Here is a 26,041-nt window from a genome sequence, read left to right on the forward strand (position 1 = left end):
CAAACGCAACTCGACACACACGCACTACGACGCTTAGGTCAACACCGATACCGCTTTGATCTGCGCCCAGGCATGCGTGCCCGGCACCAAGCCTAATTGATCACGCGAATAGCGGGTAATCCGCGCCAACAATGGTGTGCCGTCAGCATCCAGGCGCACCAGGATCTGGTCGGGATGGTCGGCGGGCGCCATGTCCTGCACGCGGACAGGAATCACATTCACAATACTGCTCTGCTCCGGATGCACGAGCGTGATGCTCACGTCACGTGCCTTGACGGCCAAACGAGTTGCAGTACCTGGCGGCAATCGCTCGTGCACGACGCGCAAGCACGATGCGCTGTCAGGCAATTGCACAGACATCAGCCGATAGTCCGGATCAAATCCGGCGACCGTCCCGCAAACCACGACAGAAGCGTCATCAGCCATCGCCAAGGGTAAATCCAAACGCGTCAGCATCTGAGCAATTGCACCGCTCGCAATAACTCGTCCGCCACTGAGCATCACCAGATGGTCAGCCAGACGCGCCACCTCGTCGGGCGAGTGACTGACATAGACCACAGGAATATCGAGTTCGTCATGCAGCCGTTCGAGATAAGGCAGAATCTCCTGCTTACGCGCAACATCCAGCGAAGCCAAGGGTTCATCCATCAACAACAGGCGAGGACTGGTCAGCAGCGCTCGAGCGATACCGACACGCTGGCGTTCACCGCCAGACAACCCGTCTGGCATACGTTCCAACAGATGCGCGATCCCCAGCAGTTCGGCTGCCTGCAACAGATCCACGCGACGCTCGGGCGCAGGGATGCGGTTCAGGCCAAACGCAAGATTGCGCTGGACCGTCATGTGGTCAAACAGACTGGCCTCTTGAAAGACATAGCCTAGCGACCGGCGATGCGTAGGCACGGCAATGCCGGCCTCCGTATCCAGCCAGACCTCGCCATTGATGCGCAAATAACCTCGCGACACCGGCGCCAATCCCGCCATGCATCGCAAGCACGTCGTCTTGCCCGACCCGGAATGCCCATAGAGCGCCGACACACCGCGTCCCGGCAGTTCCAGTGCAATGTCCAGCGAAAACTCAGGATAATCCACGCGAAAGCGGGCTTCGATACCTGTACTCGTCATGGTGTCAGGGGAAAGTTTTTGCGCAGGTGTGATCACACTCGTCACCACAATCGTGCAGTGCGCCGGCGCGTATACAGCAACAGCAACACCACAAATGCAAACGCGACCATCCCCCCGGCCAACCAATGCGCCTGCGCATATTCCAGCGCCTCGACATGATCGTAAATCTGCACGGAGACCACGCGCGTTTTTCCCTCGATGTTGCCACCCATCATCAGCACGACACCAAACTCGCCTACCGTGTGGGCAAACCCCAGAATCGCGGCCGTGACAAATCCGGGCCGCGCCATCGGCAACACCACGGAAAAGAAGCGGTCCCAGGGGCTGGCCCGCAACGTAGCCGCGACCTCCAACGGACGGCGTCCAATGGCTTCGAACGAATTTTGCAGGGGCTGCACAACAAAGGGCAAGGAATAAATGACCGAAGCCACCACCAGCCCCGCAAAGGTGAACGGCAATATCCCCAGGCCCAACGCCTGAGTGACCTGGCCGATCCAGCCGTTGGGGCCCATCAGTACCAGTAAATAAAAACCCAACACTGTCGGCGGCAATACCAAGGGCAAGGCCACAACGGCACCGATTGGGCCTTTCAGACGCGATGGCGTATGCGCCAGCCACCATGCAATGGGCGTGCCAACGATCAATAACAACACAGTCACCACAGACGCCAGTTCCAGCGTCAACCAGATCGCGGCCAAATCGGCAGAGTCTAAGGGCATAAGAGACAGGGACGACGAGATACGCCTATTGTCCGCCTAATTGATATCCGTAGGACTTGATAATCTCGGCGGCTTTGGGGCCTTTCAGGTATGCAGCGAACTCGGCGGCTACGGGATTGTCTTTGCCTTTGGCCAGCACCACGGCATCCTGTTTGATGGTGTCATGCAAATCACCCGGAACGATCCAGGCCGAGCCAGAGCTCAGTTTGCCGTCCTTGTAGATCTGCGACAGCGCGACAAAGCCTAGCTCGGCATTGCCGGAGCCGACAAATTGCTGTGCTTGCCCAATGCTCTGCCCTTCGACAATTTTGGGTTTCAAGGTTTCGGCCAAGCCGAGTTTTTGCATCACTTGCATGGCAGCCAAGCCATACGGCGCGGCTTTCGGATTGGCGATGGCCAAATGCCGGAATCCATTTTTCTTTAATACATTGCCCTGATCATCGACATAACCGGGCTGGGCGGACCATAGCGCCAATGTCCCTACCGCATAAGTAAACCGCGAGCCCTGCACCGTGTCGCCTTCGGACTCGAGTCTGGCAGGCCTATCATCATCGGCAGCCAGGAACATCTCGAAGGGCGCACCGTTTTTGATTTGCGAATAAAACTGGCCGGTCGCCCCAAAGGAGGCTCTAACCTTGTGGCCCGTGTCCTGCTCGAATTGCTTGGCGATGGCCTGCAACGGTGCGGTGAAATTGGCTGCGACGGCGACTTGCACCTCTGCGGCCACCGCGGATGTGGATACCGGCAACAGACCAGCAGTCAAAACGATAGCAAAACGCATGGCAGTCATGACAGAGTCATCCTACAACAGAAAGCATAGTGAATTCGTTATATACACAACTATATAACGAATTCACTATCATGCCATTCATTGAAAGTGCCTGATCGGCTGTCTGCGCTTATCTCCCTATGGGCAGCCAGCCCGAGGAGACGTACAGCATATCCGCGGCGACCAGTATCTGCGCAAGGGAACCGCCTGTGCAGGCGATGCTGGTTAGCAGTTTTCCGCCGGAAAGGATCGCGCCTGGCACATCGCCCTGATACGCCCGCGAGACGAGCGTTGCCGTTGTCACTAAATTCCCGGTCACGGCCTGATAATTTCCGGCCCCTATCCCGATGCCTGCCCCCGCCTGCACGGCACGATCCGCCAAGGCCATCACATTCAAACTGTTAGCCACCGCTGACAGCGCATCGGGGCTGAAAAGGCCGCTTGTCATACTGTTGGCGACAGCGATCGCTGTGGAACACGTGCCAAAAACAGCCAAGACAGAATCCTGAGCTACGCTGCCCAAATTTCGTAGGCTTTCACGGCTCGCGTGCGCCACCGATTTGACGCTCAGCACGTCGGCTACCAGCTTGACCACATCGCATCCGAGGTCTTTCACGTCCTTCGGAATGTCAGGGTCAATGTCATATACGCCGGGTATCAATGACACGCCAACAGGAGAGAATTGCATAATCGATCCGTCCTTTAAACCAAGTCAGCAGAATGCGTTGCCGATGCCGCGAGAGACGGATCGACGACAGAGGCAAGCGCCAGTATCGGCTCCAGTTCGCCATCGCGAATAGCAGCCGCCAATGCGTCAACATGCTCGGCAAATGCGATCAGCACGCCAGCAAACGCAGGCTCGGTCCAACTGGCCTCGTTCGGCATCCAGGTCAGTTTCAGCAAGATTTCGTGGGTTACAGGTGCGACCCCGACAATAGCCATGCCTGACAGACTCGGTGCCATATTGACCGTCAGCAACGCGCGGAGGGTACTGGCAGGCACCGTCTCATCGGCCATGCCCAGAATGCCGGTAAAGATCAACCCCATCGGGACAGGCGCCGGCGCAACGCTAAAGACGTTCCCGCCCTTGGTCGTCAAGGCCAGCATGCCGTTCTGATCTATGACGATTGAGATCCCTAGAGCTTGTTCGAGAGAGCTTCCCCAATCACGTAACTGTGCCGCTGAGTCCGTTGACATTATGCGTATCCAAAAAAAGGCAGTGAACAACGCGTGAGTAACCCTAAATTGCAGAAGGTTCCAGTGATGGGGCACCGTTGATTTATGGAACTCAACCAGGAAACGGACCACTCACGGGTTCCGTCAATCTGCAAAGAACGAAAACTTGATGCAAACAGAATCGTCTGGCCGTCCCGGTGTGTGCTGTCTCCTATTGGTTCTCGTTGTCCTGTGTCCCAGGAGCGTATTGGCCTCATCATGGTTTGCTTCCCCCCAAATCGGTACGCAAGGCGTAAGCGCACAGTTGGGGTATCGATCTGACCATGACTTCAGCGTACGTGCGGCCTGGAACCAGTTTGGTTTTGATAAGTCGTTCGAGGTCGGCAATGCCAAATACGATGCCGATATCCACTTGAAATCGATCGGCTTGTTATTTGATTTATATCCGCTGGACAATGGTTTTCATGTGACCGCGGGCTTGTACCGGAACAACAACCGCATTTCCGCGAGCGGCGTTCTCGATCGTACGTTTTCTCATCGCGTCGGCAATCATGTGGTCCAGATAGACGGCAAGCAACTGGGGAAAAGCGCGGTCACGGTTGACTATGCGCCAGTCGCCCCTTATCTGGGAATCGGATACCACAACGTCACAAAAGAAGGATTCAGCTTTGCGGCAGATATCGGCGTGCTCTATCAAGGCCACGCCAGAGTCAACGTTGAGCCGCCTGAGCGGCTGCGCAATATCAACTCTCAACGAGTGAGAGACGGTATGGCTGAACAAAAGCGCGAAATCGAGCGAATGGCGAACAAGGTGCGGTGGTATCCCGTCGTGAGCGTAGGGGTCGCTTATACCTTCTAAGAAAACAGGTAGGCACGCGTCTGACTCAATGCGGGGTGTTTCGCCAAGGAATAATGATATTGATGGTCAATAACGATTTGATCGACAATACCCTGAAAGCCTATAAAGAGCTAAACACGCTGAAACAACGCATTATCCCGCTCGATTCAATACCAGCATGATGATCAATATCGGGCCGGAATTGAAAATGCCATGCAGGAGCATGGCCGCGCCGATGCCCCGCCGCACGCGCATCCACCCCACAACCAGCCCTGCCGACCATTGAGGCAAGACCAGCAACGGCAACATCCAGTAGGGAACATCGGCCAGACGGAAATTATTCAGATGCACAGCGGCGAATATCAGTGCAGATAGGTGATAGACCCAACCGAACCGCCAACGATAGTAGCGACGCCAATCCATCTGCCAGCCTGATCGTTTGATATGACCACGCCGCAGCGGCAGGCTGGCCAACAATATCACCGCCACAACCCACGCGACCGTCCATCCCTGCACGCCCCACAACAAAGGCGGCAACATGGCAGGACATACCCATAGGGCCTGTCGAGGGCGGCGCAAGCCATAGCGGAACAGCATTTCCTCGATCAATGGCGCCCACAAGATGGCGGTCAGCCATGGAATGGCCGTGGGGTCCATGCGATGCGCTGCGCCGCCGGAGTTCGCCGCCAGAACGGCGAGCGGCCCCAATGCGATGAAGTTCAGCAGCCACAACACTGCAGCCCAGGCGAGGAGACGACCGAACGGAATGCCCGACCACCAATCGCTGGCCAATCCGCTGCTGGCGCGACGGCCCGGCAAACGGCGCAAGTCCGGCTGGCGAAGAAAATGCCAGAAATCGGCGAGCTCTTGTCGGAATCGCATCTTGCCTTGCGGAGTGGCCATGGTCGTATTCATTTCACTCAGGCCGAATTACCGCTATGCAACTCGCGCGTGGCGCGCTCTATATCGCCGTCCAACATTGCCGGCACCACAACGCGGCAACGGCGAATCACCTCGTCGATAGCAGTCTGCTCTTCGCGACGCGGCGGATGCAAAACAAAATCGGCGACTTGCTGTGCCAGGCCCAATGAACGAGGATGGCCGATACCGATACGCATACGCCAGAAATTCGGGCTGCCCAGCGCGGCCTGGATGTCTTTCAGGCCATTGTGGCCTGCATGGCCGCCGCCTTGTTTCAATTTCACCTGACCTGGCAGCAGATCCAGTTCGTCATGCAACACTAATACCTGTTCAGGCGTGAGCTTGTAAAACCTCGCCAATGCGCCCACCGACTGGCCGGAGCGGTTCATATAGGTGATGGGCTTGGCCAACATTACGTTTTCGCCTGCGCGACGCGCTTTGGCGACCAAGCCAAAGAAGCTCTTTTCCAGGTTGAAGCTGGCATGCAAATCGTCGGCCAAATGGTCGGCCAGCCAGAACCCGGCGTTATGGCGGGTGGTTTCGTATTCCGGGCCAGGATTACCCAAACCCACGATGAGACGGATAGCAGTAGACATGGGGAGCATGATAAAGGGGAATGGCCGTCTTTTGACTTTGCATCTCTGCAAGACAAAAAACAAAACCCTGCGAATGCGAAAAGCATACGCAGGGTTTGCGCTGGCGCTCGGCTCAGGCCGAGAGCACTGGCTTAGGCTTCAGCGGGGGCTTCGCCTTCGCCTTCGTCAGCAGCTGCAGCACCGCCGCCCTTGACCAGAGCCGTGGCCAACAACGGGTTGGCATCGCCACCGTGCGCGACGTAGGTCACGCCCTTGGGCAGCTTGATGTCAGCCAAGTGCACCGAAGCGCCGCCCAGCAGGTCAGCCAGGTCGACTTCGATGAACTGAGGCAAGGCGGCCGGCAGGCAGGTGATTTCCAGTTCGGTAACCACATGGCTGATGATGGCGCTGCTCAGCTTGACCGCGGGCGATTCGTCGCCGTTGATGAAGTGCAGGGGCACCTTGGTGTGCAGGGCTTGGCCGGCATCGACGCGTTGGAAGTCGACGTGCAAGACTTGCGGCTTGTAGGCGTGCCATTGAACCGAACGCAGCAGAACAGGTTCTGCCTTGTTGCCGTCGACTTCCATTTGCAGGATCGAGGCGTGGAATTCTTCCTTGCGCAGGGCGTGGAAGATTTCGTTGTGGTCGAGTTCGATGTTCAGGGGGGCAGCCTTACCGCCATAAACGATGGCAGGAACGCGGCCCGCGCGGCGCAGGCGGCGGCTCGCACTCGAACCCTGGACGCTACGCGCAGTGGCATTGAATTTCATGGATGACTCCAGACAATCTGGCAGTGGCGACACTGCCGGTTAAGTGACACGGCACGCGACATGCGTACCGTGTTGTTCGCCCCCCTGCCGCGACCAGCAAGCGGGCAAATTCGAAAATGCGGACTGCCGTCGATGACGTCAGTCGGTAAACAGCGAGCTGACCGACTCCGCGTTGGAAATACGCAGAATGGTTTCGCCCAACAGCGCCGCGCACGACAATTGGCGGATCTTGCTGCTGGCTTGGCCTTGTTCGGACAGCGGGATGGTGTCGGTCACGACCAATTCGTCGAGCTCGGAGCCCTCGATGCGGTCGATCGCGCCACCGGACAACACGGGGTGCGTGCAATACGCGTATACAGCACCGGCGCCACGGTCTTTCAGGGCTTGGGCAGCCTTGCACAGCGTGCCGGCGGTATCCACCATGTCGTCCATGATGATGCAGGTACGGCCATCGACTTCGCCGATGATGTTCATGACCTCGGACACGTTCGCACGGGGACGGCGCTTGTCGATGATGGCCAGGTCGGCTTCGAGCTGCTTGGCCAGCGCACGGGCACGCACCACACCGCCGATATCGGGCGACACCACGACCAGGTTGGAGAAATTGCGGCGCCAAATGTCGCCCAGCAAGATCGGACCGGCGTAAATGTTGTCGACCGGGATGTCGAAAAAGCCCTGGATCTGGTCAGCGTGCAAGTCCATGGTCAGCACGCGGTCAACGCCGGCGACCTGGAGCATGTTGGCCACGACCTTTGCCGAGATCGCCACACGTGCCGAACGCGGACGGCGGTCTTGGCGGGCGTAGCCGAAATACGGAATGGCGGCTGTGATGCGGCCCGCCGAAGCCCGGCGCAAGGCATCGACCATGACCATGATTTCCATCAGATTGTCATTGGTCGGTGCACAGGTGGGCTGCAAAACAAAAACGTCTTTGCCGCGCACGTTTTCGTTGATTTCAACCATCACCTCGCCATCGGAAAATCGGCCGACGGTCATTTTGCCGAGCGACATATCCAGATGGTTGACTACGTCCACAGCCAGACGGGTGTTGGCTGTGCCGGTGAAGATCATGAAGCTGTCGTTTGCCATGATGGAAGCTGCTGCGATGGTCGGTTAAGACGCGAAAACGTGTACTGCCGTACGAAGATACACGCCGGAAATCCGGCAAATAAAAAAGCTGCTGAACCGAGGCCAGTGTCTGACAGGCGCGTTCAACAGCTTTTTTATTGAAATTTTTGGCTGGGGAGGAAGGATTCGAACCTTCGCATGCCGGAATCAAAATCCGGTGCCTTAACCAGCTTGGCGACTCCCCAACTATCTTGCGATCCAGTCCCGCAACGGGTGCTCAGCTAATCCGGGACATACCCGTATCAATCTGAACCCGACTTGCGTGTTGCCAGTTAATTTACCAGCGACGCGCATTGTAGCGGTAATTTCGTGCTCCGCCAAAACGGCCTGTCTGGCTGTCGAAAACTGGGCGAATAAACACGCGCCAGACCCCGACATGCGGACGTGGATACCACGTCCCGATAGCCACTGCGCTGCCTGAGAAACCTCTGGATAGCGCCGGTAAACCACCGGTTCCAAGTCGTTTCTGCCGAAAAATTCCGGTGCCGCCTGCCCTGAAGCATCTGCGCCAAAACTTTGTGAAGCAAGAAAGTCCGCTATTGTGACGGAAGAAGAATCCCTTGTCAAATCCGGATCGGAAAAAATATTTGCGGTGGGCACGCTCGTGTCGGGCTGGGCCACCAGATAGGTTGCGGCAGGCAGATCCAGCGGAGACAGGATTTCGCCGACGCCCTCGGCAAAAGCAGATTGCCCGAACACAAACACCGGAACATCAGCGCCTAAAGGCAAAGCCAAGGCCATCAGCTCACGGCGTGACAGGCCCGTCCCCCATAGACGATTCAGTGCAATCAGCGTCGAGGCCGCATCGCTGGAGCCCCCGCCCAGGCCACCGCCTTGGGGGATCTGTTTTTCGAGAGCGATATTGACGCCCTGCCGAACGCCGGCCGCCTGTTGCAGCGCGCGCGCCGCACGCACCGTCAGGTCTTGCTCGGAAGGTACACCGGGCAGCTCTGAAACGCGCTCGATGCGGCCATCGCTGCGTGCCTCAAAATGCAGCGTGTCGCATAGGTCAATGAACCGAAACGCCGTCTGCAGCAGATGGTAGCCATCGGCACGGCGGCCGACCACATGCAGAAATAAATTCAGCTTGGCCGGCGCCGGAACGTCATACATCATGGCTGGTCAACCGCCAGCCTTACCACGATACGGCGGCCCGGCTCGGCACGCTGCAACACCAGCAAGCCAGGGCCCTGAGTGTCGTAGCGCGATAGTCGGGCTTGCCAGCCGTCTTGCTGGAACGAGACGGGATGACCCAACTCGTCACGCTGCAGGTCCGTTGCCGACGTATCGGCAACGCGGCCGCGCATCCAATCGCGCAGATTCGATACGGGAATCGGCCCCCCGAGTGCCTCCTCGGCCAATTCGTCGGGGTTGCGGGCCTCATAAACGGCGCCGTCAGCCTTGGTCAGCGTGGCGTGTCCTGGACGCCCTTCGACGCGCGCCTCGATAGACCCTAACGGGGTGGTCAGATCCAGGCGATAGCGGCTGCCATCGTCATGCCAGTTGAATCCTCCCTGCACGGCTTTCTGTTGCCCATCAGACTCGGTGACGGTGATCGCGAAACGGCCGTTACGCGAAAACGCGCCGTTGTCCGTACTCAAGGGCGTCTCGGGCACGCTGGTGCACGCCGTCACCAAAGCACAAGCCCCCACAACCAGCCAGGCGCGTAATCTTGTGAAGCTCCAGATCATTTCGCGCCCTCAAGCTGCACACCGAGCCGTTTGGCGGTGTCCAACAACGTACGGTTTTTCGGATCTTTTTTGAATCCGGACTGCAGCAATTCCTGGGCTTTCGCGCGTTGCCCCTGGGTCCACAGGACCTCGGCCCAATGGGCGGCAATATCCGGCTCAGGCTGTTGTGCATAGGCGCGCGACAAGTAATCTGCCGCCGCCTGGCTGTCGCCCATACGGAATTTGACCCAGCCCATACTGTCGAGCACAAATGGATTGTCGGGCAGCAACTCGAGCGCCTGGGTAATCAGGTCCAACGCCTCCGGCAGACGCTCGTTGCGATCGGCCAGGGTATAACCAAGGGCGTTGTAGGCATGCGCATGATCGGGATCAAGCGCAATGACCTGTCGCAGTTGTGTTTCCAGTTCTTTGTAGCGCCCCTGGCGTTCGTACAGCATCGCCAGTTCGTATTTGATCTCTATCGTGTCGGGCTGAGCCTGATTGGCCGCCTCCAGGACCTTGACCGCCTCGTCGACGCGATCCGCGTCGCGCAATATCTGCGCCTTGGTCAGCACACCCTGAACCTGGTCGTCTTCGTCATTGGGCTGCGCGGCATCGACCATCGTCAGCGCCTCATTCACACGCCCCTGTTTGGCGCGCAATCCCGCCTGACGCATTTGCGCGGAATAACGCAGCGCCGGGTCATCGATCTGGCCCAACTGCGAGATAGCCTCATCGTACTGCCCCTGATCTTCGGCGATGCGCGACAACAGAACGCGCGCATCGGCCTCGGCGGCGCCCGCGTCGGTTGCCCCTTCGGCGATGGCCTCCTGGCGTTGATTCTGGACGTCCAGATACTCCTGGAGCAGCACGCGCGCCTGGTCTTTCCGGCCGGCCTTGTACGCCAACTGCGCCTGCAGGTACAGCAGGTCAAAGTCCTCCGGTGCCCGGCGCGCCATCAGTTGCAGCTCGGTCAGCGCCCCATCGTAATTTCCCCGATCGGCCATCAGGCCCGCCAGAGACAAATGCAATTTACGGGCATCAGGATGTTTGGCCAAAAAGGCGCGCGCCTCGCTTTCCGCACGGACCGGATCGACCCGCGCGCCATATTCCAGTACGCGTTGCGCGGCAGCTTCCGAGTTCGGATCGGCCTGCAATGCGGCGCGCGACTCGGCCACGGCACGAGCGTCTTCGCCGGCGGCCTGCGCCACATCGGCCAGTGCCAGATGTGCCTCGGGCAGCTTGCTCACCTCGGGGCTGAACGACTCGTTCAAAATCCGCAACGCGAGGCGGCGGTCATTGAGGCGGCTGAGCACCCCGAGCGCCTGGGCAATCGCGGCGGGCTTGTTGGGAGAGGCGTCGATGCGATTACGCAGTGCCGCAGACAACCCCGTCGTTTCGCCATTGGCAGCGGCCAAAGCCAGCTCGGTGGAACTGGCCTCCAGATCGCGAGGCGCCTGGCGCGACCAGGTGCGTGCAGCCGCTAAAGCGCCCGGCAGGTTCCCCCCTGCGAGCTGGAATTCGAGAGCACGACGCGCCAGACGAGGGTCGCCGGTTTCCTGGGACAACCCCAACAAGGTCGTTGCCGCCGTGTCGTACATGCCGCGTTGCGCCGCGATTTCGGACGCCATGATGCGAAAGAAGATGTCGCCTGTCAGTGACACATAAGGCAACTGGCCCGGCCGTAAACGTATGACCTGGGTCTCGGGCGCGCGCGGCTGGGTTCCCATTCGCGGCCCTGTGGCATCGCCCGGAACGGCACCGGCCGCCAGCGCCGGTAGTGGCTGTAAGCCCGCCAGCGCACACGCCAGCACGAAAGTTAGGTAATGAACTGATTTGAATGACGACTTCACACGACCCGCCCGGTTAATGGCACAATCATCTGTACAACGTTTGATCATCTTACACTGGCTCATGCCGGAACTCCCCGAAGTCGAAACAACGCGTCGCGGAATCGACGCCGTCATTACCGGTAAGACACTGCGCCGTCTGGTCGTGCGCGAGCCCCGCATGCGCTGGCCTATCCCGGCCGACATGCCCTCGCTGCTGTCTGATCGTACTGTCCTGGAATGTGCGCGCCGCGGCAAATATCTGTTACTACGTTTCGAACATGGCACGCAGATCGTGCACCTGGGCATGTCCGGGTCGCTGCGCAGCGTGCCATCAGGCGAGGCTCCGCGTAAACACGATCACGTCGATTGGATCTTTGAGCACGCCACGCTACGGCTGCACGATCCACGCCGTTTTGGCGCGGTGCTGTGGCACCCGGATAGCGATGGACCGATCATTGCTCACCCCTTGCTGGCGAAGCTCGGAATCGAACCCTTTGACCCTCGCTTTGACGGGGCCTGGCTGCATCAGCAGTTTCGTGGCCGAAGCATGGCCATCAAGCAGGCTTTGCTGGCGGGCAGCGCCGTTGTCGGCGTGGGTAACATTTACGCTTCGGAAAGCCTGTTTCGCGCGGGTATCGATCCCCGCACGCCGGCCAGCCGAGTTTCCCTGGCGCGCTGCACGAAGCTGGCCGACAGCATCCGGGCCACGCTGGCCGATGCACTGGCGTCGGGCGGCAGCACTCTGCGCGACTATGTGGGCGCGACCGGGCAACCGGGCAGCTATTTCGATATCCATGCCGCCGTCTACGAACGTGACGGCCGGCCCTGCCGGGTTTGCAGCACGATTATCCGGCGATTGGTCCAAGGCCAACGCGCCACTTATTACTGCCCTCGCTGCCAACGGCGATAAGCCGCCTTCCGCGCCCTGCATTCCTTCCTGTCCCGGATAGCCCGCGCCTGTCTGAGCGCAGAAGCAGGCCGTGCGCGATCAAGCAGGGAGCGGCCGCGTGGCCTCTATAACGCCTCGCTGCGGCGCCCGGCACGGCGAACGACCATTCCGATGAGAGCCTGATCGCTTCCTCCACCACGAACATGCCTCGATAATTCGTTTATAGCGAACGTATTGCACAAAAACGAACTGCAATTTAATATTGCCTCCATGGTCGCGGCCGTTGGCCGGAATAAAACAAGGAGACATCGTGAGCAAACAATTCGCGTCGCACGCTGACATGGCCGACAAGGTCGTGTCGTTCGACAAGCTGTCCGATAACGCCTATGCCTACACGGCCGAGGGCGACCCGAACACCGGCGTCATCATCGGCGACGAGGCCGTCATGGTGATCGATACCCAGGCAACCCCCGTGATGGCGCAGGACGTCATCCGCCGCATCCGCGAGGTCACCGACAAGCCGATCAAATACATCCTGCTGTCGCATTACCACGCGGTGCGGGTGTTCGGCGCCTCGGCCTATGACGCACAGGAAATTCTGGCCAGCCGCGACACGTACGACCTGATCGCCGAGCGAGGCGAGCAGGACAAGGCCAGCGAAATCGGGCGGTTCCCTCGCCTGTTCCGTAATGCCGAGTCGATTCCTCCCGGCCTCGTGTGGCCCACGATGACCTTTCAGGGCGCCATGACGGTGAATCTGGGCAACCTGGAGGTCCAACTATTGCAAGTCGGACGCGGCCACACCAAAGGTGACACCATCGCTTGGCTGCCCGAGCAAAAAATTCTGTTTGCAGGCGATCTGGTCGAATACCAATCCACGCCCTATTGCGGCGATGCCTATTTCCGCGACTGGCCTGGTACCTTGGATACGCTGACCGGATTCAACGCTGAAAAAATGGTTCCCGGCCGCGGACCGGCATTGAAAAACGCGACGGAAGTTCGCCAGGGTCTGGCCGGTACCCGCGCATTCTTGACCGATCTTTACAGCGCCGTGAATCGAGGCGTCGCCGACGGCAAGGACCTGAAGACGATCTACCGCGAAGTCTATGACTTTATGCAGCCGCGCTATAGCGACTGGGTCATCTTTGATCACTGCATGCCGTTCGATGTATCGCGCGCCTACGATGAGGCCACCGGCTACGACGATCCGCGCATCTGGACGGACAAGCGTGATATCGAGATGTGGAAACAGTTGGAAGGCTGACATTCCTGCATGGGGACCATCTCTAGATAGCTTGATTTCGCCGAGGTTTTTTTTCGGCCAAAGGGATCGACCGGCTCCACCCAGCTGAACGGCTGTGCCAACAACATCTGCATCGCAAGGCTCGCGCACATCTCCCACCAGAGGGGATGGCGACGGGCCGTGATGAGCGACAACGCTCGTCATCAGGAGACCATGCGTGACCGATATCGATTATCAGGCGTTGGAATTCGCCTATCTAAAACACTCAGATCAGACAGCCCCCGCGCCTGCCTCGCATCGCGTGATCGTGGTGGGTGCCGGACCTGTCGGCCTGACGACCGCGCTGGACCTGGCACAGCGCGGCGTATCGGTCGTTGTGCTCGACGATGATTGCAAATTGTCCACCGGATCGCGCGCCATCTGTTTTGCCAAACGTACCTTGGAAATCTGGGACCGCCTGGGCATAGGCGAACGGATGACCAGCAAAGGCGTGTCGTGGAACGTCGGCAAAATATTTTTCCGCGACCAGGAGGTATGGCGTTTTGATCTGCTGCCCGAGCACGGCCATCGACGTCCGGCCTTTATCAATTTGCAGCAATACTATGTCGAAGGCTTTTTGTACGAAGCCGCTGCGGCACACCCATTGATCGACCTGCGCTGGAAAAACAAAGTGGTGGGCGTCACGCAGCAGGCGAGCAGCGTCGATTTGAGTATCGAGACACCTGACGGCTCGTATGACCTGCATAGTGAATGGGTGATTGCGTGTGATGGCGCACGCTCGCCCATCCGCAAACTGCTGGGCCAGGAAAGCCATGGCCGCGTTTTTAAAGACCGGTTCCTGATCGCCGACGTGAAAATGCACGCTGATTTCCCGGCCGAGCGGTGGTTCTGGTTCGATCCGCCGTTTCATCCGAATCAATCGGTGCTGTTGCATATGCAACCCGATAATGTATGGCGGATCGATTTCCAGTTGGGGTGGAATGCCGACCCCGTAGAGGCGATCAAACCTGCCAATGTCCTGCCGCGCATCCGCGCTTTGCTGGGCGCCGAGGCGCAATTTGAATTGGAATGGGCGAGTGTTTATACCTTTGCCTGCGAACGCATGGACGCGTTTCGTCACGGGCGCATTGTGTTTGCGGGCGATGCGGCGCATCGAGTCTCGCCCTTTGGCGCACGCGGCGCGAACAGTGGTGTGCAGGACGCTGAAAACCTGGCGTGGAAATTGCAAGCAGTCCTGGCCGGCGTCGCACCCGAAACCTTGCTCGATACCTATGCCACAGAACGCGAATACGCCGCCGACGAAAACCTGTTGAACTCCACGCGATCGACCGATTTCATCACGCCCAAGAGCGCGGCCAGCAGGCATTTCCGCAATGCGGTCTTGAACCTGGCTCGCGAACATGCTTTCGCGCGCGGCCTGGTCAATAGCGGACGGCTGTCGTTGCCCAGCACTTACGTAGACTCGCCGTTGAACACGCATGACGCGGAGGGCCCCAAAGCCCCTCAGACAAATACCGGCGCATTTACAGGCCGCATGGTGCCGGGCGCTGTGGCGCTCGATGCACCCGTTCGTGATGCGCAAGGCAATGAGTCCTGGTGGCTATCGTATCTGGATGGCCGCTTTGTGCTGGCGTTGTTTTGCGGCGCCGTCACTCCAGACAGCACGACGCTGGAGGCACTGCAACGTCTCTCGCACGGCACCGTGCCGGTACGCATCGTATTGATCGGTGATGGCAGCGCGCCGTTAACCGTGCCCGACAATTTCACGGTGGTACAGGATGAACATGCCTGCCTGAGGCAACGCTACGACGCTCGCCCTGGCACCTGCTATTTATTTCGGCCCGATCAGCATATTGCCGCTCGCCGCCGTGAACTCAACGAGACAGTCATGAACTCAGCATTGCAACGCGCCCTGGGCCGAGCTTGAAGGAATCCATCATGCCCCTCATCGTTGAACCCAATTTACCTGCCCCGGACGCGTTCTACGAGACCTTGATCGATACGCATTGCGGCCTGACGGACGAACAAAGTGCCGAAATGAATGCCGCGCTGATTCTGCTGTTGGCCAATCATATTGGCGATATGGGGATTATCCGCGAGGCGCTGCAGCGAGCGCGTCAGTCGGTGCAACCTTGATCCCCGCGGCTGGATCCTGCGACACGGGGTCCGGCCAGTCTGGCTCTAGGCCTCGTCGAAACATGCCAGCAACGCTTTGACCCGCGCACTGCGGCCTTTGCGACCCGGCACCAGCAACATGACCGGCGCGGCTTCCAATTGCCACGTTGGTAATACGCGCACCAGCGTGCCACGCGCCACGGCGGCCTCGGCATCCCATTGCGAGCGCACCACCATACCCAACCCCTGCTCGGCCCAGGCTCGCGCCACATTACCGTCGTTAGAAACGTAGGCGGCTGTTACCCGCACCGTCTCAAAAGCCTTTTGCCCCGCGGTGCGCCGGCCAGGCCGACGAAAACGCCACAGGGTGACATCCTCGTCATTCTCACGGATGCAGATGCAGCGATGATGCAGCAAATCGCGTGGCTCGCGCGGCATACCGAACGCTTGCAGGTATTGCGGGCTGGCGCACAGCCAGCGCTCGTTGGCAGCCAGCCGCCGCGCCACCCACGACGAATCACGCACCGCGCCGATATGCACGACGGCGTCGGCGTCGTGATAGTCCGGCCAGGGCGTTTCACGCAAATCCAGTTGTACCCGCAAGCCCGGATAACGTTGCGCCAGGCGCGCCAACACCGGCGCGATGTGACGCCGTCCGTAGCCGAATGGCGCGGCCACGCGCAGCGTGCCGGTCAGGCTGTTGTCGTCGCGCTGCAGCGCCTCGGGCAGGGCCTGCAATTGAGCCAGCAGGACCGAGGCCTCCGCAGCAAAGCGCTCGCCCGCGGGAGTCAGGCTCAGACGGCGCGCGGTGCGCACTGCCAACGCCAAGCCCAGCGTCGTCTCCAGTTTGCGCAGCCGCATCGACAGCGCGGGCGGCGTCACATTCAGTGCGCGGGCAGCGCCACTCAGCGATGGCGCCTGGGCCAACGCGACGATGAGCTCCAGATCCTCGATCCTGATCATTCAGCACAGCTTAACGATTGATGAAGAATCATTAAATCACAACGGGGTCAGCCTCGCCTATAGTCATCGCATTGCTCATCGACCTTGGAGTTTTTCATGTCTGCCGCGCCTGTTGCATATCCACGTGCTGTGCTGTTCGACCTGCTCCCGGCACTGCTCGATTCCTGGACCGTCTGGAATGCCGCTGCCGGTTCTGAGTATCCGCTTTGCAAGCCAAGCAAGAATTTCTAGACTAAGGCGTCTCGCGCCACGATACGTTACTAACATCATGCCCTATTCCACTCATTCCCTCGCCCCACTGGACACACCTGCCGCCATCGTCGATGTCGCGCGCATGCAAGCGAACATCCGCCGTATGCAGCAACGCATGGACACGCTGGGCGTGAAGCTGCGACCTCACGTCAAGACCAGCAAATGCTTACCCGTCGCCCAAGCACAACTGGCGGCGGGTGCGCGCGGTGTGACCGTGTCCACGCTGAAAGAGGCCGAGCAGTTTTTCGAGGCCGGCGTCACCGATATTCTGTACGCCGTGGGCATGGCCGAACACCGCCTGCCAGCCGCGCTGTCGCTGCGTCAGCGCGGCTGCGATCTGAAGATCATCACTGACAATGCCGTTTCCGCACGGGCTATTGCGGCCTTCGGGCGCACGCACGGTGAACGTTTCGAAGTCTGGATCGAAGTCGACACGGATGGTCATCGTTCCGGCATCAAACCTGATGAAGCCGCGCTACTGGACGTGGGCACGGCGTTGCACGAGGGCGGGATGCGGCTAGGCGGCGTCATGACCCATGCCGGCTCCAGCTACGATCTGGATACTCCGTCGGCACTGGCTGCCATGGCCGAGCAGGAACGCGCGGGCTGCGTGCGAGCCGCTGAACGCCTGCGCGCCGCCGGCCTGCCCTGCCCAGTCGTCAGCGTGGGCTCGACGCCGACCGCGCTGTCGGCCACGCAGCTCCAAGGCGTGACCGAAGTGCGCGCCGGCGTCTATGTCTTTTTCGACCTCGTGATGCACAACATCGGCGTATGCCGCACTGACGAACTGGCACTCAGCGTGCTGACCACGGTGATCGGGCATCAGGTAGAAAAAGGCTGGGTCATTGTCGATGCCGGCTGGATGGCGATGAGCCGCGACCAAGGCACGCGTAAGCAGAAGCACGACTTCGGCTACGGCCAGGTATGCACGCTCGATGGCGAACCGTTGCCCGGCTATACGGTCATCGGCGCCAATCAAGAGCACGGCATCGTAGCGGCTGCCGTCTCGACCGGCGCGGATGTCACGACGCAATTCCCGATCGGCACGCGCCTGCGCATCCTGCCGAACCACGCCTGTGCCACCGGCGCACAATTCCCGCAATACCATGCCTTGTCGCCCGATGTCGGCCTGCAGGTCTGGGACCGCGCACACGGTTGGTGAACGCCATGCCCACGACCATCGATGCGGCCGGCGGGCAGCCGCGCATCATCCCTCTACCCGACACCTCCACCATGCCCCTACCCGACACCTCTATTCAGTATGTCTCGCCCGCCACGCTGGCTGCGCCCGGCGGCCATTACAGCCATGCCTGCGTCGCCAACGGCATGGTCTATGTGTCCGGCCAATTACCGATCCGGCACGATGGCGTAAAACTGGCGGACGCCTCGTTCGAGCATCAGGCGCACCAGGTCCTGGCCAATGTCGCCGCCGCACTGGAGGCGGCCGGCAGCGGCATCGACCGCCTGGTGCAGGTACGGGTATATATCGACAGTGTCGAACACTGGCCTGCCTTCAATGCGGTGTACGCCGAATGGGCAGGAACGGCACGGCCAGCACGCGCCATCGTGCCCACGGGCCCGCTGCATCATGGCTTCAAGGTCGAAGTGGAAGCTGTCGCTAAAGCCTGAATGCGCCCGCAGACTCAGGACGCATCGGCGAAAGTATTGATCGTCATCGCGCGCAGCCATTGATTGCCGCCATCGCGATGAAAGCGCCGATGCCAATAGAGATTGGTCTGCAATGCCGGCACGCGCAGCGGCGGCGTCAGGAGCCCTAGTTGAAAATGTGTGGCCACCGTGTCGGCCAGCTTTTTAGGCACTGTTGCGAGCAAGTCGGTCGTGCTCACGATATAGGGCACGGCCGAGAAATGCGGCACGCTGAAGTGGGCATCCAGCGCCACCCCAGCTTTTTCCAACGATTGATTCACCTGACCATACGGTGCCGCGTGCGACACGACCAGATGCCGTTCAGCACGAAACGCCTTCAAATTCATCCCCTCGTGCGCGGTGGGATGACCGCGCCGAAAGAGCGTCGCGTAACCCTGGCGAAACAACATGCGCTGCATGAACCCGCTGCCCAGGTCTTCGAATGCGCCTATTGCCAGATCTACGCGGCCCGCGTCCATTTCTCTACGCAAATCCGCGCCCGACAGTCGCAGCGAATCAATACGCACGCCCGGCGCGTGATGCGCACATTGCTCCATCAGCCTGGGCATGAAGTGAATTTCACCCACGTCTGACATGGCAATACGAAAACGCCGCTGACTGTCGGCCGCCCGGAAATCGTGTGTCGCGTCCAGCGTGTGCGACAACAGCGCCAGCGCCTCGCCCACCGGCCCGCCCAATCGTTCTGCCTGAGGGGTGGGCTGCATGCCGTGCGCAGTACGCACGAACAACTCGTCGCCCAACACCGTACGCAGGCGTCGCAACGCATTGCTGACGGCCGGCTGAGACAGATCGAGCCGCCGCGCGACGGCCGAAATATTGCGCTCCTCCAGCAAATGCTGAAACACCACCAGCAGGTTCAGATCGATATTTCGCAATTCCGCCATCGTATTCCTTTGCGATCGCCCTCGGTGACCATAGAGACTTTTTTGCCTAACCGAGCTGCTATTGAACGATAGCATCAATATTCACGAAATTTATAGTCGATATTTTTCTATTCCCGTAGCCAGGCCTCCACTTTTTCCCGACAATAAGGCTTGCATCACGGCGCCACCCGGCCATTCACATACGGCCAACTCATACGTGCGCCAGGAGACTCACATCATGTCCTTGCAATACCAATCAGGCTTTGGCAATGACTGGGCCACCGAAGCCTTGCCCGGCGCATTACCGGTCGGCCGCAACTCCCCTCAGCGTTGCCCTTATGGCCTCTATGCCGAACAGTTGTCGGGCACGGCGTTTACCGCCCCGCGTGCCGAAAACCGCCGTTCATGGCTGTATCGCATCCGACCCGCTGCACAGCACCTGCCGTTTGAGCCGTTCGGCGCCGCCTCACGCTGGCTCAGCGACTTTGGCACAGGCCCTGTCACGCCCAATCAGTTGCGCTGGAGCCCGCTGGCCATCCCGGACAGTCCTACCGACTTTATCGAAGGCGTGCAAACCTGGGGCGGCAACGGTTCTCCGGGCGAGCAAAGCGGTGTCGGCATTCACCTGTATACGGCCAACCGCTCCATGCAAGGGCGTTTCTTCTATAACGCGGATGGCGAACTCCTGATCGTGCCGCAACAAGGGCGGCTGCGCCTGGTCACAGAATTGGGCGTCATCGAACTCGAACCCCAGGAGATCGCCGTCATCCCGCGAGGCGTACGCCTGCGTGTAGAGCTGCCCGATGGCCAGGCTCGCGGCTACATGCTGGAGAACTTTGGCGCCGCACTGCGTCTGCCGGAGCTCGGGCCCTTGGGATCGAATTGCCTGGCCAACGCCCGTGATTTCCAGACGCCCGTGGCCTGGTACGAGGACGTGGATGGCGACTTTGAACTGATCGCCAAATTCACCGGCGGATTCTGGCGCGCCAAGATCGATCATTCCCCGCTGGACGTCGTCGCCTGGCATGGCACACATGCCCCCTATAAATACGACCTGCGCCGCTTCAACACCGTGGGCTCGATCAGCTTCGATCATCCGGACCCTTCGATTTTTACGGTTCTGACTGCACCGTCTGATACCCCGGGCACTGCCAACATGGACTTCGCCATTTTCCCGCCGCGCGTGCTGGCCATGGTCGACACATTCCGTCCACCCTGGTTTCACCGCAACGTCGCCAGCGAATTCATGGGCTTGATTCACGGCGTCTACGACGCCAAAGCCGAAGGCTTCGCACCCGGCGGGGCGAGCCTGCACAACTGCATGAGCGGCCACGGCCCCGATGCGGAAACCTTTGAAAAAGCCAGCGTCGCCGACACCAAACAAGCGCATTACATCCGCGATACGATGGCCTTCATGTTCGAAACACGCCGCGTCATCCGGCCTACTGACCAGGCACTGGCGTGCGCCGAACTGCAAAGCGACTACTACCAATGCTGGCAGGGCCTGAAAAAACACTTCACGCCTTCCACCCCTAACTGATTGATACGACGCCCATGACCACCTTGAACGAAACCCACGACGCCGCCCTCACCAGTTGGGTCGCCAGCGCGAACGACGACACCACCGGCTTTCCGGTGCAAAACCTGCCCTTTGCCGTATTCCGCAAACGCGGCTCCTCGGAACCCTTCCGCCCTGGCGTCGCCATTGGCGACCAAATTGTCGATCTGGCCGCGTTAGCTAAACTGAATCTATTCGACGGCCCGGCCGCTGCAGCCCTGAACACCTGCACCGCAGACAGCCTGAACGCTCTGATGGCGTTGGGCAGCGCCCATTGGAGCGCATTGCGCCTCGCGCTATCGCGCGCGCTGCGCACCGGATCGACCCTGCAATCGCAGATCGAGCCCTTGCTGTTCGCGCAAAGTGATGCCGAATACACCACACCCGCGCGCATCGGCGACTACACCGATTTTTATATCTCGGTGCATCACGCCACCAACATCGGCAGACAGTTCCGCCCTGACAATCCCCTGCTGCCCAACTACAAATGGGTACCGATCGGCTATCACGGCCGCGCCTCCAGCCTGGGCGTCAATCAACAGTTCCCGCGCCCCGTCGGCCAAACCCGTCCCGCCGCCGAAGGCGAAATGCCTCAATTCGGCCCTTGCCAGCGCCTGGACTACGAACTGGAGCTCGGCGTATTCGTAGGCACAGGCAACGCACAAGGCCATCGTATCCCGCTGGATGAGGCAGACGAACACATCTTCGGTCTGTGCATCCTGAACGACTGGTCCGCACGCGACATCCAGGCTTGGGAATACCAGCCGCTGGGCCCCTTCCTATCCAAGAACTTCGCCTCGACGATATCGCCGTGGATCGTCACCCTCGAGGCCTTGGAGCCCTTTCGCACCGCCTTCGCCCGCGCAGCCGGCGAGCCGCAACCTCTACCGTACCTGGCATCGGACACCAACCGAGCCCAGGGTGCCTACGACGTGCAAATGGAAGTGCTCATGACCACACAGGCCTCGCGCACTGCCCAGCACGCGCCTGCTCACCTGTCGGCCAGCAATTTCCGCGACGCCTACTGGAACATCGCTCAGTTGATCACGCACCACACCGTCAACGGCTGCAATCTGCAGCCTGGCGACCTGCTCGGCACCGGCACCCTGTCCGGCCCTGAACCCGACCAAGCCGGCTCCATCCTGGAACTCACCAACGGCGGCAAAACCCCCATCACGCTCCCGTGGGGCGAGCAGCGCACCTTCCTGCAAGACGGCGACCAGATCATCATCCGCGCCGAGTGCCGCAAACCCGGCTACCCGCGCATCGCCTTCGGCGAATCCGTCGGCACCGTCCTGCCTGCCCTGTAAACGCCTGCATCGCGGACGACCGATCGCGCAACAATCACCGCCCGATGGCTTTCATCGGGCGGGCGCGCAGCGGCGAGAATGCGCATGTCAGTACAGGCAAATCGCGACCTGATTGCTTCCGGACACGCAGAACGATTGCGAACATTTCCGCACAGCATGATCTGATCGCCGTCGCGGACAAGCGAAACGCCGAATCTCGATACCTCCGCACGCCTTGTACATGATCGTTTTCGTTGGGCGCGCAGGGCGCTCAACGAAAACAGCCCCGCAAGATCATTCTCCTTGCCACCACCGGCACAAAAAAATGCCAAGCAAACAAAACGTGCCAGCGATGCAGAGAGCTCTAATTGCTGCCAGTCGAGCCGAGGCAATCGGGCCGGGAGGCCGCCTCAAAGCCAAGCGGAGCGGATGCTGAAGGTAGGCCCGTAGGGGCCGGACGAAGCGAGCGAACGCGGTGTCCGGCGCCCGCGCGCCGGACTGGCTTTGCGAAGGCCTCCCGGCCCGATTGCCTCGGCTCGACGTCCAAAAGAACTCCGCCCCCTCAACCGAAACGAAATACGTATCCGCACAATGCCTCCGCAACGCACACATGCTCGCATTGCACAGCCCCCCTACCGCGTCTGCCCCCTCCTCAACCTCTCCCGGCTATTACTCAAATGCGTCCGCATCGCCCCCCGAGCCGCATCCGGTTCCTGACGCGAAATCGCGTCATAAATATCCTCATGTTCCCGATTGACCCGAGCCAGATACTGCTCGCGTCCTTCATCAGCAATACGTGCCGAATTGATCCGAGTGCGAGGAATCGCCGCCGACCCCAGATGAGACATCAGATCAGCAAAATAACGATTGTCCGTCGCTTGTGCGATCAATAAGTGGAACCGAAAATCAGGCGTAATCGTGTCACCATCGGATCCTAAGCTATGGCGGAACTCATCGAGCGCCACCCGCATATCCGCCAACTGCGCATCCGTACGGCGCATCGCGGCCAACCCCGCCGCCTCGCTCTCCAGACAGATGCGTAATTCCAGCAACACCAGCACATCGCGCACCGTCGCCAGATCCGCGGGATCGACCCGAAAATCCGCCCCGCCGCTGGGTTCCAGCGCATAAGTGCCAATACCATGATGAGTCTCGACCAACCCTGCCGCCTGCAAACGCGACAAAGCCTCGCGCACTACCGTACGGCTGACACCGAATTGACGCATCAATTCGGACTCGGTCGGTAATTTGTCACCTGGCCGGATTTGCCCACCTCGAATACGTTCGGACACGTCCTCAACCAAGCCTTGCGCCAGATTGCGCGGCCGACGCGGTACAGAAACCGGCCAGTCTGCGTTGTTCGTCATCAAGGGATATCCCGAGTAATACTGCGCTTGACGTGAAAATTCTGGCCTCATTATACTGCCCGAAGTTGTACGACAACGTATCTGTATCACCCAGGATATCTGTCGGCGTTCACGTATCACTCAGTCTGTCCCTTGCTTCTGCTACACCGCCGGAATGCTTGAATGACTCTCGTTACTGAATCACCCACGAACACCCGACACTGCCATTGCCCGCCGACCCGCGCAGCGGGCATTCATCACAGAGAACGATCATGAACACCCAGCCCCAAGCAGAACGGCTGGGCAGCATGCTATGCACCGTGGGCGAAAGCCCCGTATGGCGTGCCAGTGAGCAGGCCCTGTATTGGACAGACATCCCGGCACGCCGCCTGTGGCGCTACGATCCCGCCCAAGGATTGGCACATCATTGGCCGCTCCCTGAAATGGCGGGCTGCATCGCGATGCACGGCACAGGCTGGCTGGCTGCCATGGAAAGCGGCCTCTATGCCTTGCCAGCAGTCACCGCGCCCCCCAGCGCCGGCAATAGCGTTTCTGAACCGGCACCGCTGCCTGCGACAGCGCTCGCTCTCGTCACGCATGCCGCACCCGAGATGCGCTTTAACGACGGTCGCTGCGACCGCCAGGGCCGTTTCTGGGCAGGCACGATGGTCCAGAACATGGCATTGGGCCATGACGCCGGCCGGCTATATCGCTACGCGGGCGGTGAACTCAGCATCCCCTTGCCCACGACATTCATCGTGCCGAACGGCATGGCCTTCAGCCCCGACGGCCGCATCATGTATGTGTCCGATTCACACCCGGCTCGTCAGACCGTATGGGCCTTTGATTATGACGTTGATAACGGCGTGCCGCATCATGGCCGCGTCTTCATCGATCGCCTGCCCGCGGGCCGCCCGGATGGCGCAGCCGTGGATCAAGACGGCGGCTACTGGATATGCGGCAACGATGCCGGCATGTTGTACCGCTACACCCCGGCGGGCAAACTGGATCGCAGTCTGGCACTGCCCGTCGCCAAACTGGCCATGTGCGCCTTTGGCGGTGCAGGCCTGGACACCTTATTCATCACCAGCATCCGCCCTCCTCATGCTGCGCCCGACGCGCTGGACGGCGCCCTGTTCGCCCTCACACCTGGCACCCGCGGCCTGGAGGAACCCGCTTTTATCGGCTAGCCCCCGAGCGACTGACTCATAACGGGCCAACACCCATGGCCCACTTGGCACCAACGTAGTGCCCGCAGCGTTTTTTTCCACAAGAAACCTGATTACGCCCCACTCCTAAGCCGGAGGTAGACAATGTTGTGCTTTACCCTGAAACGCGCCACCGTGGCCGCGTTGACTGCTGCGTGCCTGTCCACAGGCGCATCCCTTCATGCCGAAACGCTGCGCTCGGCGGACATACACCCTGACGACTACCCCACCGTACAAGCCGTACGCCACATGGGCGAGTTGATCAAACAACGGACCAACGGACGTATCGACGTCAAGGTCTACGCTGGCGGCACACTAGGGCGCGAAGAAGACTCCATCGAACAAGTCAAAATGGGCGCGCTCGCCATGACACGCGTCAGCAGCGCCGCGATGCACAACATCTGCGAAACCACCCGCGTGCCATCGCTGCCCTTTTTATTCCGTTCCAAAGAGCACCTGCACAAAGTGCTCGATAGCGACATCGGCGAACAAATTCTGAAATCCTGCGAGAACGCGGGCTTTGTCGGATTGGCCTGGTATGACAGCGGCGCACGATCGATGTACACGCGCAACAAACCGGTCAAGAGCAAAGACGACATCAAAGGCATGAAGATCCGCGTCCAGCAGTCGGATCTGTCAGTCGCCATGGTCGAGGCGCTGGGCGGCAATGCCACCCCCATGTCCATGGGCGAGGTCTACACGGCATTAAAGACCGGCCTCGTGGATGCCGCAGAAAACAACTATCCCAGCTACGAAAGCGCGCACCATTATGAGGTGGCCAAGTATTACTCTCTGACCGAACACACCATGACACCGGAAATCCTGCTGTTTTCCAAACGTCAATGGGACAAGCTGTCGGACGAAGATCGCAAGATCATTCGCGATGCCGCTCGCGAATCCGTGCCCTATATGCGCAAGCTGTGGGCCGAGCGCGAAAACACATCGCGTGCCATCGTCGTCAAAGCAGGCTCGGAAATCATCGAGCCCGATAAGGCCTCGTTCCAGGCGGCAATGAAGCCCGTCTACGAGCGCTTTGTCACGACACCAGAAACGAAAGATCTGGTGACTCGCATCCAGGCCGTTCAATAAAGGAACAACCATGTCTGCCCAAACGCTTTCACCTA

General features: G+C 60.0%; 26 protein-coding genes, 1 tRNA gene and 1 pseudogene. 12 read left to right on the forward strand and 16 right to left on the reverse strand.

Features of this window, described 5'->3' with window-relative positions; translation table 11 throughout:
- Window positions 1–33: 33 nt before the first annotated feature.
- The 5 genes from modC to ACYVIT_RS18550 form a co-directional block, all read right to left on the reverse strand.
- Entirely contained in the window at window positions 34–1,125 is a 1,092-nt protein-coding gene (gene modC / locus ACYVIT_RS18530) for a molybdenum ABC transporter ATP-binding protein (RefSeq protein WP_415806877.1), read from the reverse strand.
- Window positions 1,126–1,166: 41 nt separating this feature from the next.
- A complete protein-coding gene (gene modB, locus ACYVIT_RS18535; RefSeq protein ID WP_415806734.1) occupies window positions 1,167–1,844 on the reverse strand; it encodes a molybdate ABC transporter permease subunit in 678 nt (225 codons plus the stop codon).
- Window positions 1,845–1,869: 25 nt separating this feature from the next.
- Window positions 1,870–2,625, reverse strand: a complete 756-nt coding sequence (modA, locus tag ACYVIT_RS18540; RefSeq protein WP_460478295.1) for a molybdate ABC transporter substrate-binding protein — start codon at window positions 2,623–2,625, stop codon at window positions 1,870–1,872.
- A 118-nt stretch (window positions 2,626–2,743) separates the two neighbouring features.
- Window positions 2,744–3,301, reverse strand: coding sequence for a hypothetical protein (locus ACYVIT_RS18545; protein WP_415806732.1), 558 nt, complete (start codon window positions 3,299–3,301; stop codon window positions 2,744–2,746).
- Between the two features lie 14 nt (window positions 3,302–3,315).
- Window positions 3,316–3,810: a type III secretion system chaperone gene (locus tag ACYVIT_RS18550; RefSeq protein WP_415806731.1), complete on the reverse strand. Its 495-nt coding sequence runs from the start codon at window positions 3,808–3,810 to the stop codon at window positions 3,316–3,318.
- A 226-nt stretch (window positions 3,811–4,036) separates the two neighbouring features.
- On the opposite strand from ACYVIT_RS18550, the gene ACYVIT_RS18555 reads away from it, so the two are divergent.
- Window positions 4,037–4,648 (forward strand): hypothetical protein, encoded by a 612-nt coding sequence (locus tag ACYVIT_RS18555; RefSeq protein ID WP_415806730.1) that lies wholly within the window; start codon window positions 4,037–4,039, stop codon window positions 4,646–4,648.
- A 132-nt stretch (window positions 4,649–4,780) separates the two neighbouring features.
- Here ACYVIT_RS18555 and ACYVIT_RS18560 read toward each other — a convergent pair whose 3' ends face one another.
- The 8 genes from ACYVIT_RS18560 to ACYVIT_RS18595 all read right to left on the reverse strand — a co-directional run bounded on the left by ACYVIT_RS18560 (window position 4,781) and on the right by ACYVIT_RS18595 (window position 11,607).
- Window positions 4,781–5,551: a CPBP family glutamic-type intramembrane protease gene (locus ACYVIT_RS18560; RefSeq protein WP_415806876.1), complete on the reverse strand. Its 771-nt coding sequence runs from the start codon at window positions 5,549–5,551 to the stop codon at window positions 4,781–4,783.
- Entirely contained in the window at window positions 5,548–6,144 is a 597-nt protein-coding gene (gene pth, locus ACYVIT_RS18565) for an aminoacyl-tRNA hydrolase (RefSeq protein WP_415806728.1), read from the reverse strand. The genes ACYVIT_RS18560 and pth overlap by 4 nt, the downstream gene beginning before the upstream one ends.
- Window positions 6,145–6,275: 131 nt before the next feature.
- On the reverse strand, window positions 6,276–6,893 hold the full coding sequence (locus ACYVIT_RS18570; protein WP_415806727.1) for a 50S ribosomal protein L25/general stress protein Ctc: 618 nt from the start codon (window positions 6,891–6,893) through the stop codon (window positions 6,276–6,278).
- Window positions 6,894–7,031: 138 nt separating this feature from the next.
- Window positions 7,032–7,982 (reverse strand): ribose-phosphate pyrophosphokinase, encoded by a 951-nt coding sequence (locus ACYVIT_RS18575; protein ID WP_415806726.1) that lies wholly within the window; start codon window positions 7,980–7,982, stop codon window positions 7,032–7,034.
- Window positions 7,983–8,129: 147 nt separating this feature from the next.
- Window positions 8,130–8,206, reverse strand: a tRNA-Gln gene (locus ACYVIT_RS18580).
- 1 nt (window position 8,207) lies between these two features.
- A complete protein-coding gene (gene ispE, locus ACYVIT_RS18585; protein ID WP_415806725.1) occupies window positions 8,208–9,137 on the reverse strand; it encodes a 4-(cytidine 5'-diphospho)-2-C-methyl-D-erythritol kinase in 930 nt (309 codons plus the stop codon).
- Entirely contained in the window at window positions 9,134–9,712 is a 579-nt protein-coding gene (gene lolB, locus ACYVIT_RS18590; protein ID WP_415806724.1) for a lipoprotein insertase outer membrane protein LolB, read from the reverse strand. The genes ispE and lolB overlap by 4 nt, the downstream gene beginning before the upstream one ends.
- Complete coding sequence (locus ACYVIT_RS18595) at window positions 9,709–11,607, reverse strand: tetratricopeptide repeat protein (protein ID WP_415806723.1); 1,899 nt, start codon at window positions 11,605–11,607, stop codon at window positions 9,709–9,711. The genes lolB and ACYVIT_RS18595 overlap by 4 nt, the downstream gene beginning before the upstream one ends.
- On the opposite strand from ACYVIT_RS18595, the gene mutM reads away from it, so the two are divergent.
- The 4 genes from mutM (at window position 11,606) to ACYVIT_RS18615 (ending at window position 15,791) form a co-directional block, all read left to right on the forward strand.
- Window positions 11,606–12,433: a bifunctional DNA-formamidopyrimidine glycosylase/DNA-(apurinic or apyrimidinic site) lyase gene (gene mutM / locus ACYVIT_RS18600; RefSeq protein WP_415806722.1), complete on the forward strand. Its 828-nt coding sequence runs from the start codon at window positions 11,606–11,608 to the stop codon at window positions 12,431–12,433. The two genes, ACYVIT_RS18595 and mutM, sit on opposite strands and share 2 nt — an antisense overlap.
- 289 nt (window positions 12,434–12,722) lie before the next feature.
- Window positions 12,723–13,676, forward strand: coding sequence for an MBL fold metallo-hydrolase (locus ACYVIT_RS18605; protein ID WP_415806721.1), 954 nt, complete (start codon window positions 12,723–12,725; stop codon window positions 13,674–13,676).
- A 196-nt stretch (window positions 13,677–13,872) separates the two neighbouring features.
- Entirely contained in the window at window positions 13,873–15,582 is a 1,710-nt protein-coding gene (locus ACYVIT_RS18610; protein ID WP_415806720.1) for an FAD-dependent oxidoreductase, read from the forward strand.
- A gap of 11 nt (window positions 15,583–15,593) precedes the next feature.
- Entirely contained in the window at window positions 15,594–15,791 is a 198-nt protein-coding gene (locus tag ACYVIT_RS18615) for a DUF2783 domain-containing protein (RefSeq protein WP_415806719.1), read from the forward strand.
- 45 nt (window positions 15,792–15,836) lie between these two features.
- Here the strand turns inward: ACYVIT_RS18615 and ACYVIT_RS18620 are convergent, their stop codons facing one another.
- Window positions 15,837–16,733 (reverse strand): LysR family transcriptional regulator, encoded by an 897-nt coding sequence (locus ACYVIT_RS18620; protein ID WP_415806718.1) that lies wholly within the window; start codon window positions 16,731–16,733, stop codon window positions 15,837–15,839.
- 96 nt (window positions 16,734–16,829) lie between these two features.
- Between ACYVIT_RS18620 and ACYVIT_RS18625 the strand changes: the two are divergent.
- From ACYVIT_RS18625 to ACYVIT_RS18635, 3 genes and pseudogenes are all read left to right on the forward strand, one after another.
- Window positions 16,830–16,931 (forward strand): annotated as a pseudogene (locus ACYVIT_RS18625) (haloacid dehalogenase); the annotation flags it as partial.
- A gap of 70 nt (window positions 16,932–17,001) precedes the next feature.
- Complete coding sequence (locus ACYVIT_RS18630) at window positions 17,002–18,147, forward strand: DSD1 family PLP-dependent enzyme (protein ID WP_415806717.1); 1,146 nt, start codon at window positions 17,002–17,004, stop codon at window positions 18,145–18,147.
- A gap of 71 nt (window positions 18,148–18,218) precedes the next feature.
- Window positions 18,219–18,614, forward strand: coding sequence for a RidA family protein (locus ACYVIT_RS18635; RefSeq protein ID WP_415806875.1), 396 nt, complete (start codon window positions 18,219–18,221; stop codon window positions 18,612–18,614).
- A 14-nt stretch (window positions 18,615–18,628) separates the two neighbouring features.
- On the opposite strand, the gene ACYVIT_RS18640 is transcribed toward ACYVIT_RS18635, so the two are convergent.
- Window positions 18,629–19,537, reverse strand: coding sequence for a LysR family transcriptional regulator (locus ACYVIT_RS18640; protein WP_415806715.1), 909 nt, complete (start codon window positions 19,535–19,537; stop codon window positions 18,629–18,631).
- 217 nt (window positions 19,538–19,754) lie between these two features.
- Here ACYVIT_RS18640 and hmgA point away from each other — a divergent pair, with 217 nt between their 5' ends.
- Both hmgA and fahA read left to right on the forward strand, forming a co-directional pair.
- Entirely contained in the window at window positions 19,755–21,056 is a 1,302-nt protein-coding gene (gene hmgA / locus ACYVIT_RS18645; RefSeq protein ID WP_415806714.1) for a homogentisate 1,2-dioxygenase, read from the forward strand.
- Window positions 21,057–21,070: 14 nt separating this feature from the next.
- On the forward strand, window positions 21,071–22,384 hold the full coding sequence (gene fahA / locus ACYVIT_RS18650; protein WP_415806713.1) for a fumarylacetoacetase: 1,314 nt from the start codon (window positions 21,071–21,073) through the stop codon (window positions 22,382–22,384).
- 611 nt (window positions 22,385–22,995) lie between these two features.
- Here fahA and ACYVIT_RS18655 read toward each other — a convergent pair.
- Window positions 22,996–23,730, reverse strand: a complete 735-nt coding sequence (locus ACYVIT_RS18655; RefSeq protein ID WP_415806712.1) for a FadR/GntR family transcriptional regulator — start codon at window positions 23,728–23,730, stop codon at window positions 22,996–22,998.
- A 251-nt stretch (window positions 23,731–23,981) separates the two neighbouring features.
- On the opposite strand from ACYVIT_RS18655, the gene ACYVIT_RS18660 reads away from it, so the two are divergent.
- Window positions 23,982–24,899 carry an SMP-30/gluconolactonase/LRE family protein gene (locus ACYVIT_RS18660; protein ID WP_415806711.1) on the forward strand — a complete coding sequence of 306 codons (918 nt, stop codon included), beginning with the start codon at window positions 23,982–23,984 and terminating at the stop codon, window positions 24,897–24,899.
- Window positions 24,900–25,022: 123 nt separating this feature from the next.
- Entirely contained in the window at window positions 25,023–26,006 is a 984-nt protein-coding gene (locus tag ACYVIT_RS18665; RefSeq protein WP_415806710.1) for a TRAP transporter substrate-binding protein, read from the forward strand.
- Window positions 26,007–26,041: the final 35 nt, after the last annotated feature.

Source organism: Bordetella muralis (assembly GCF_054781015.1).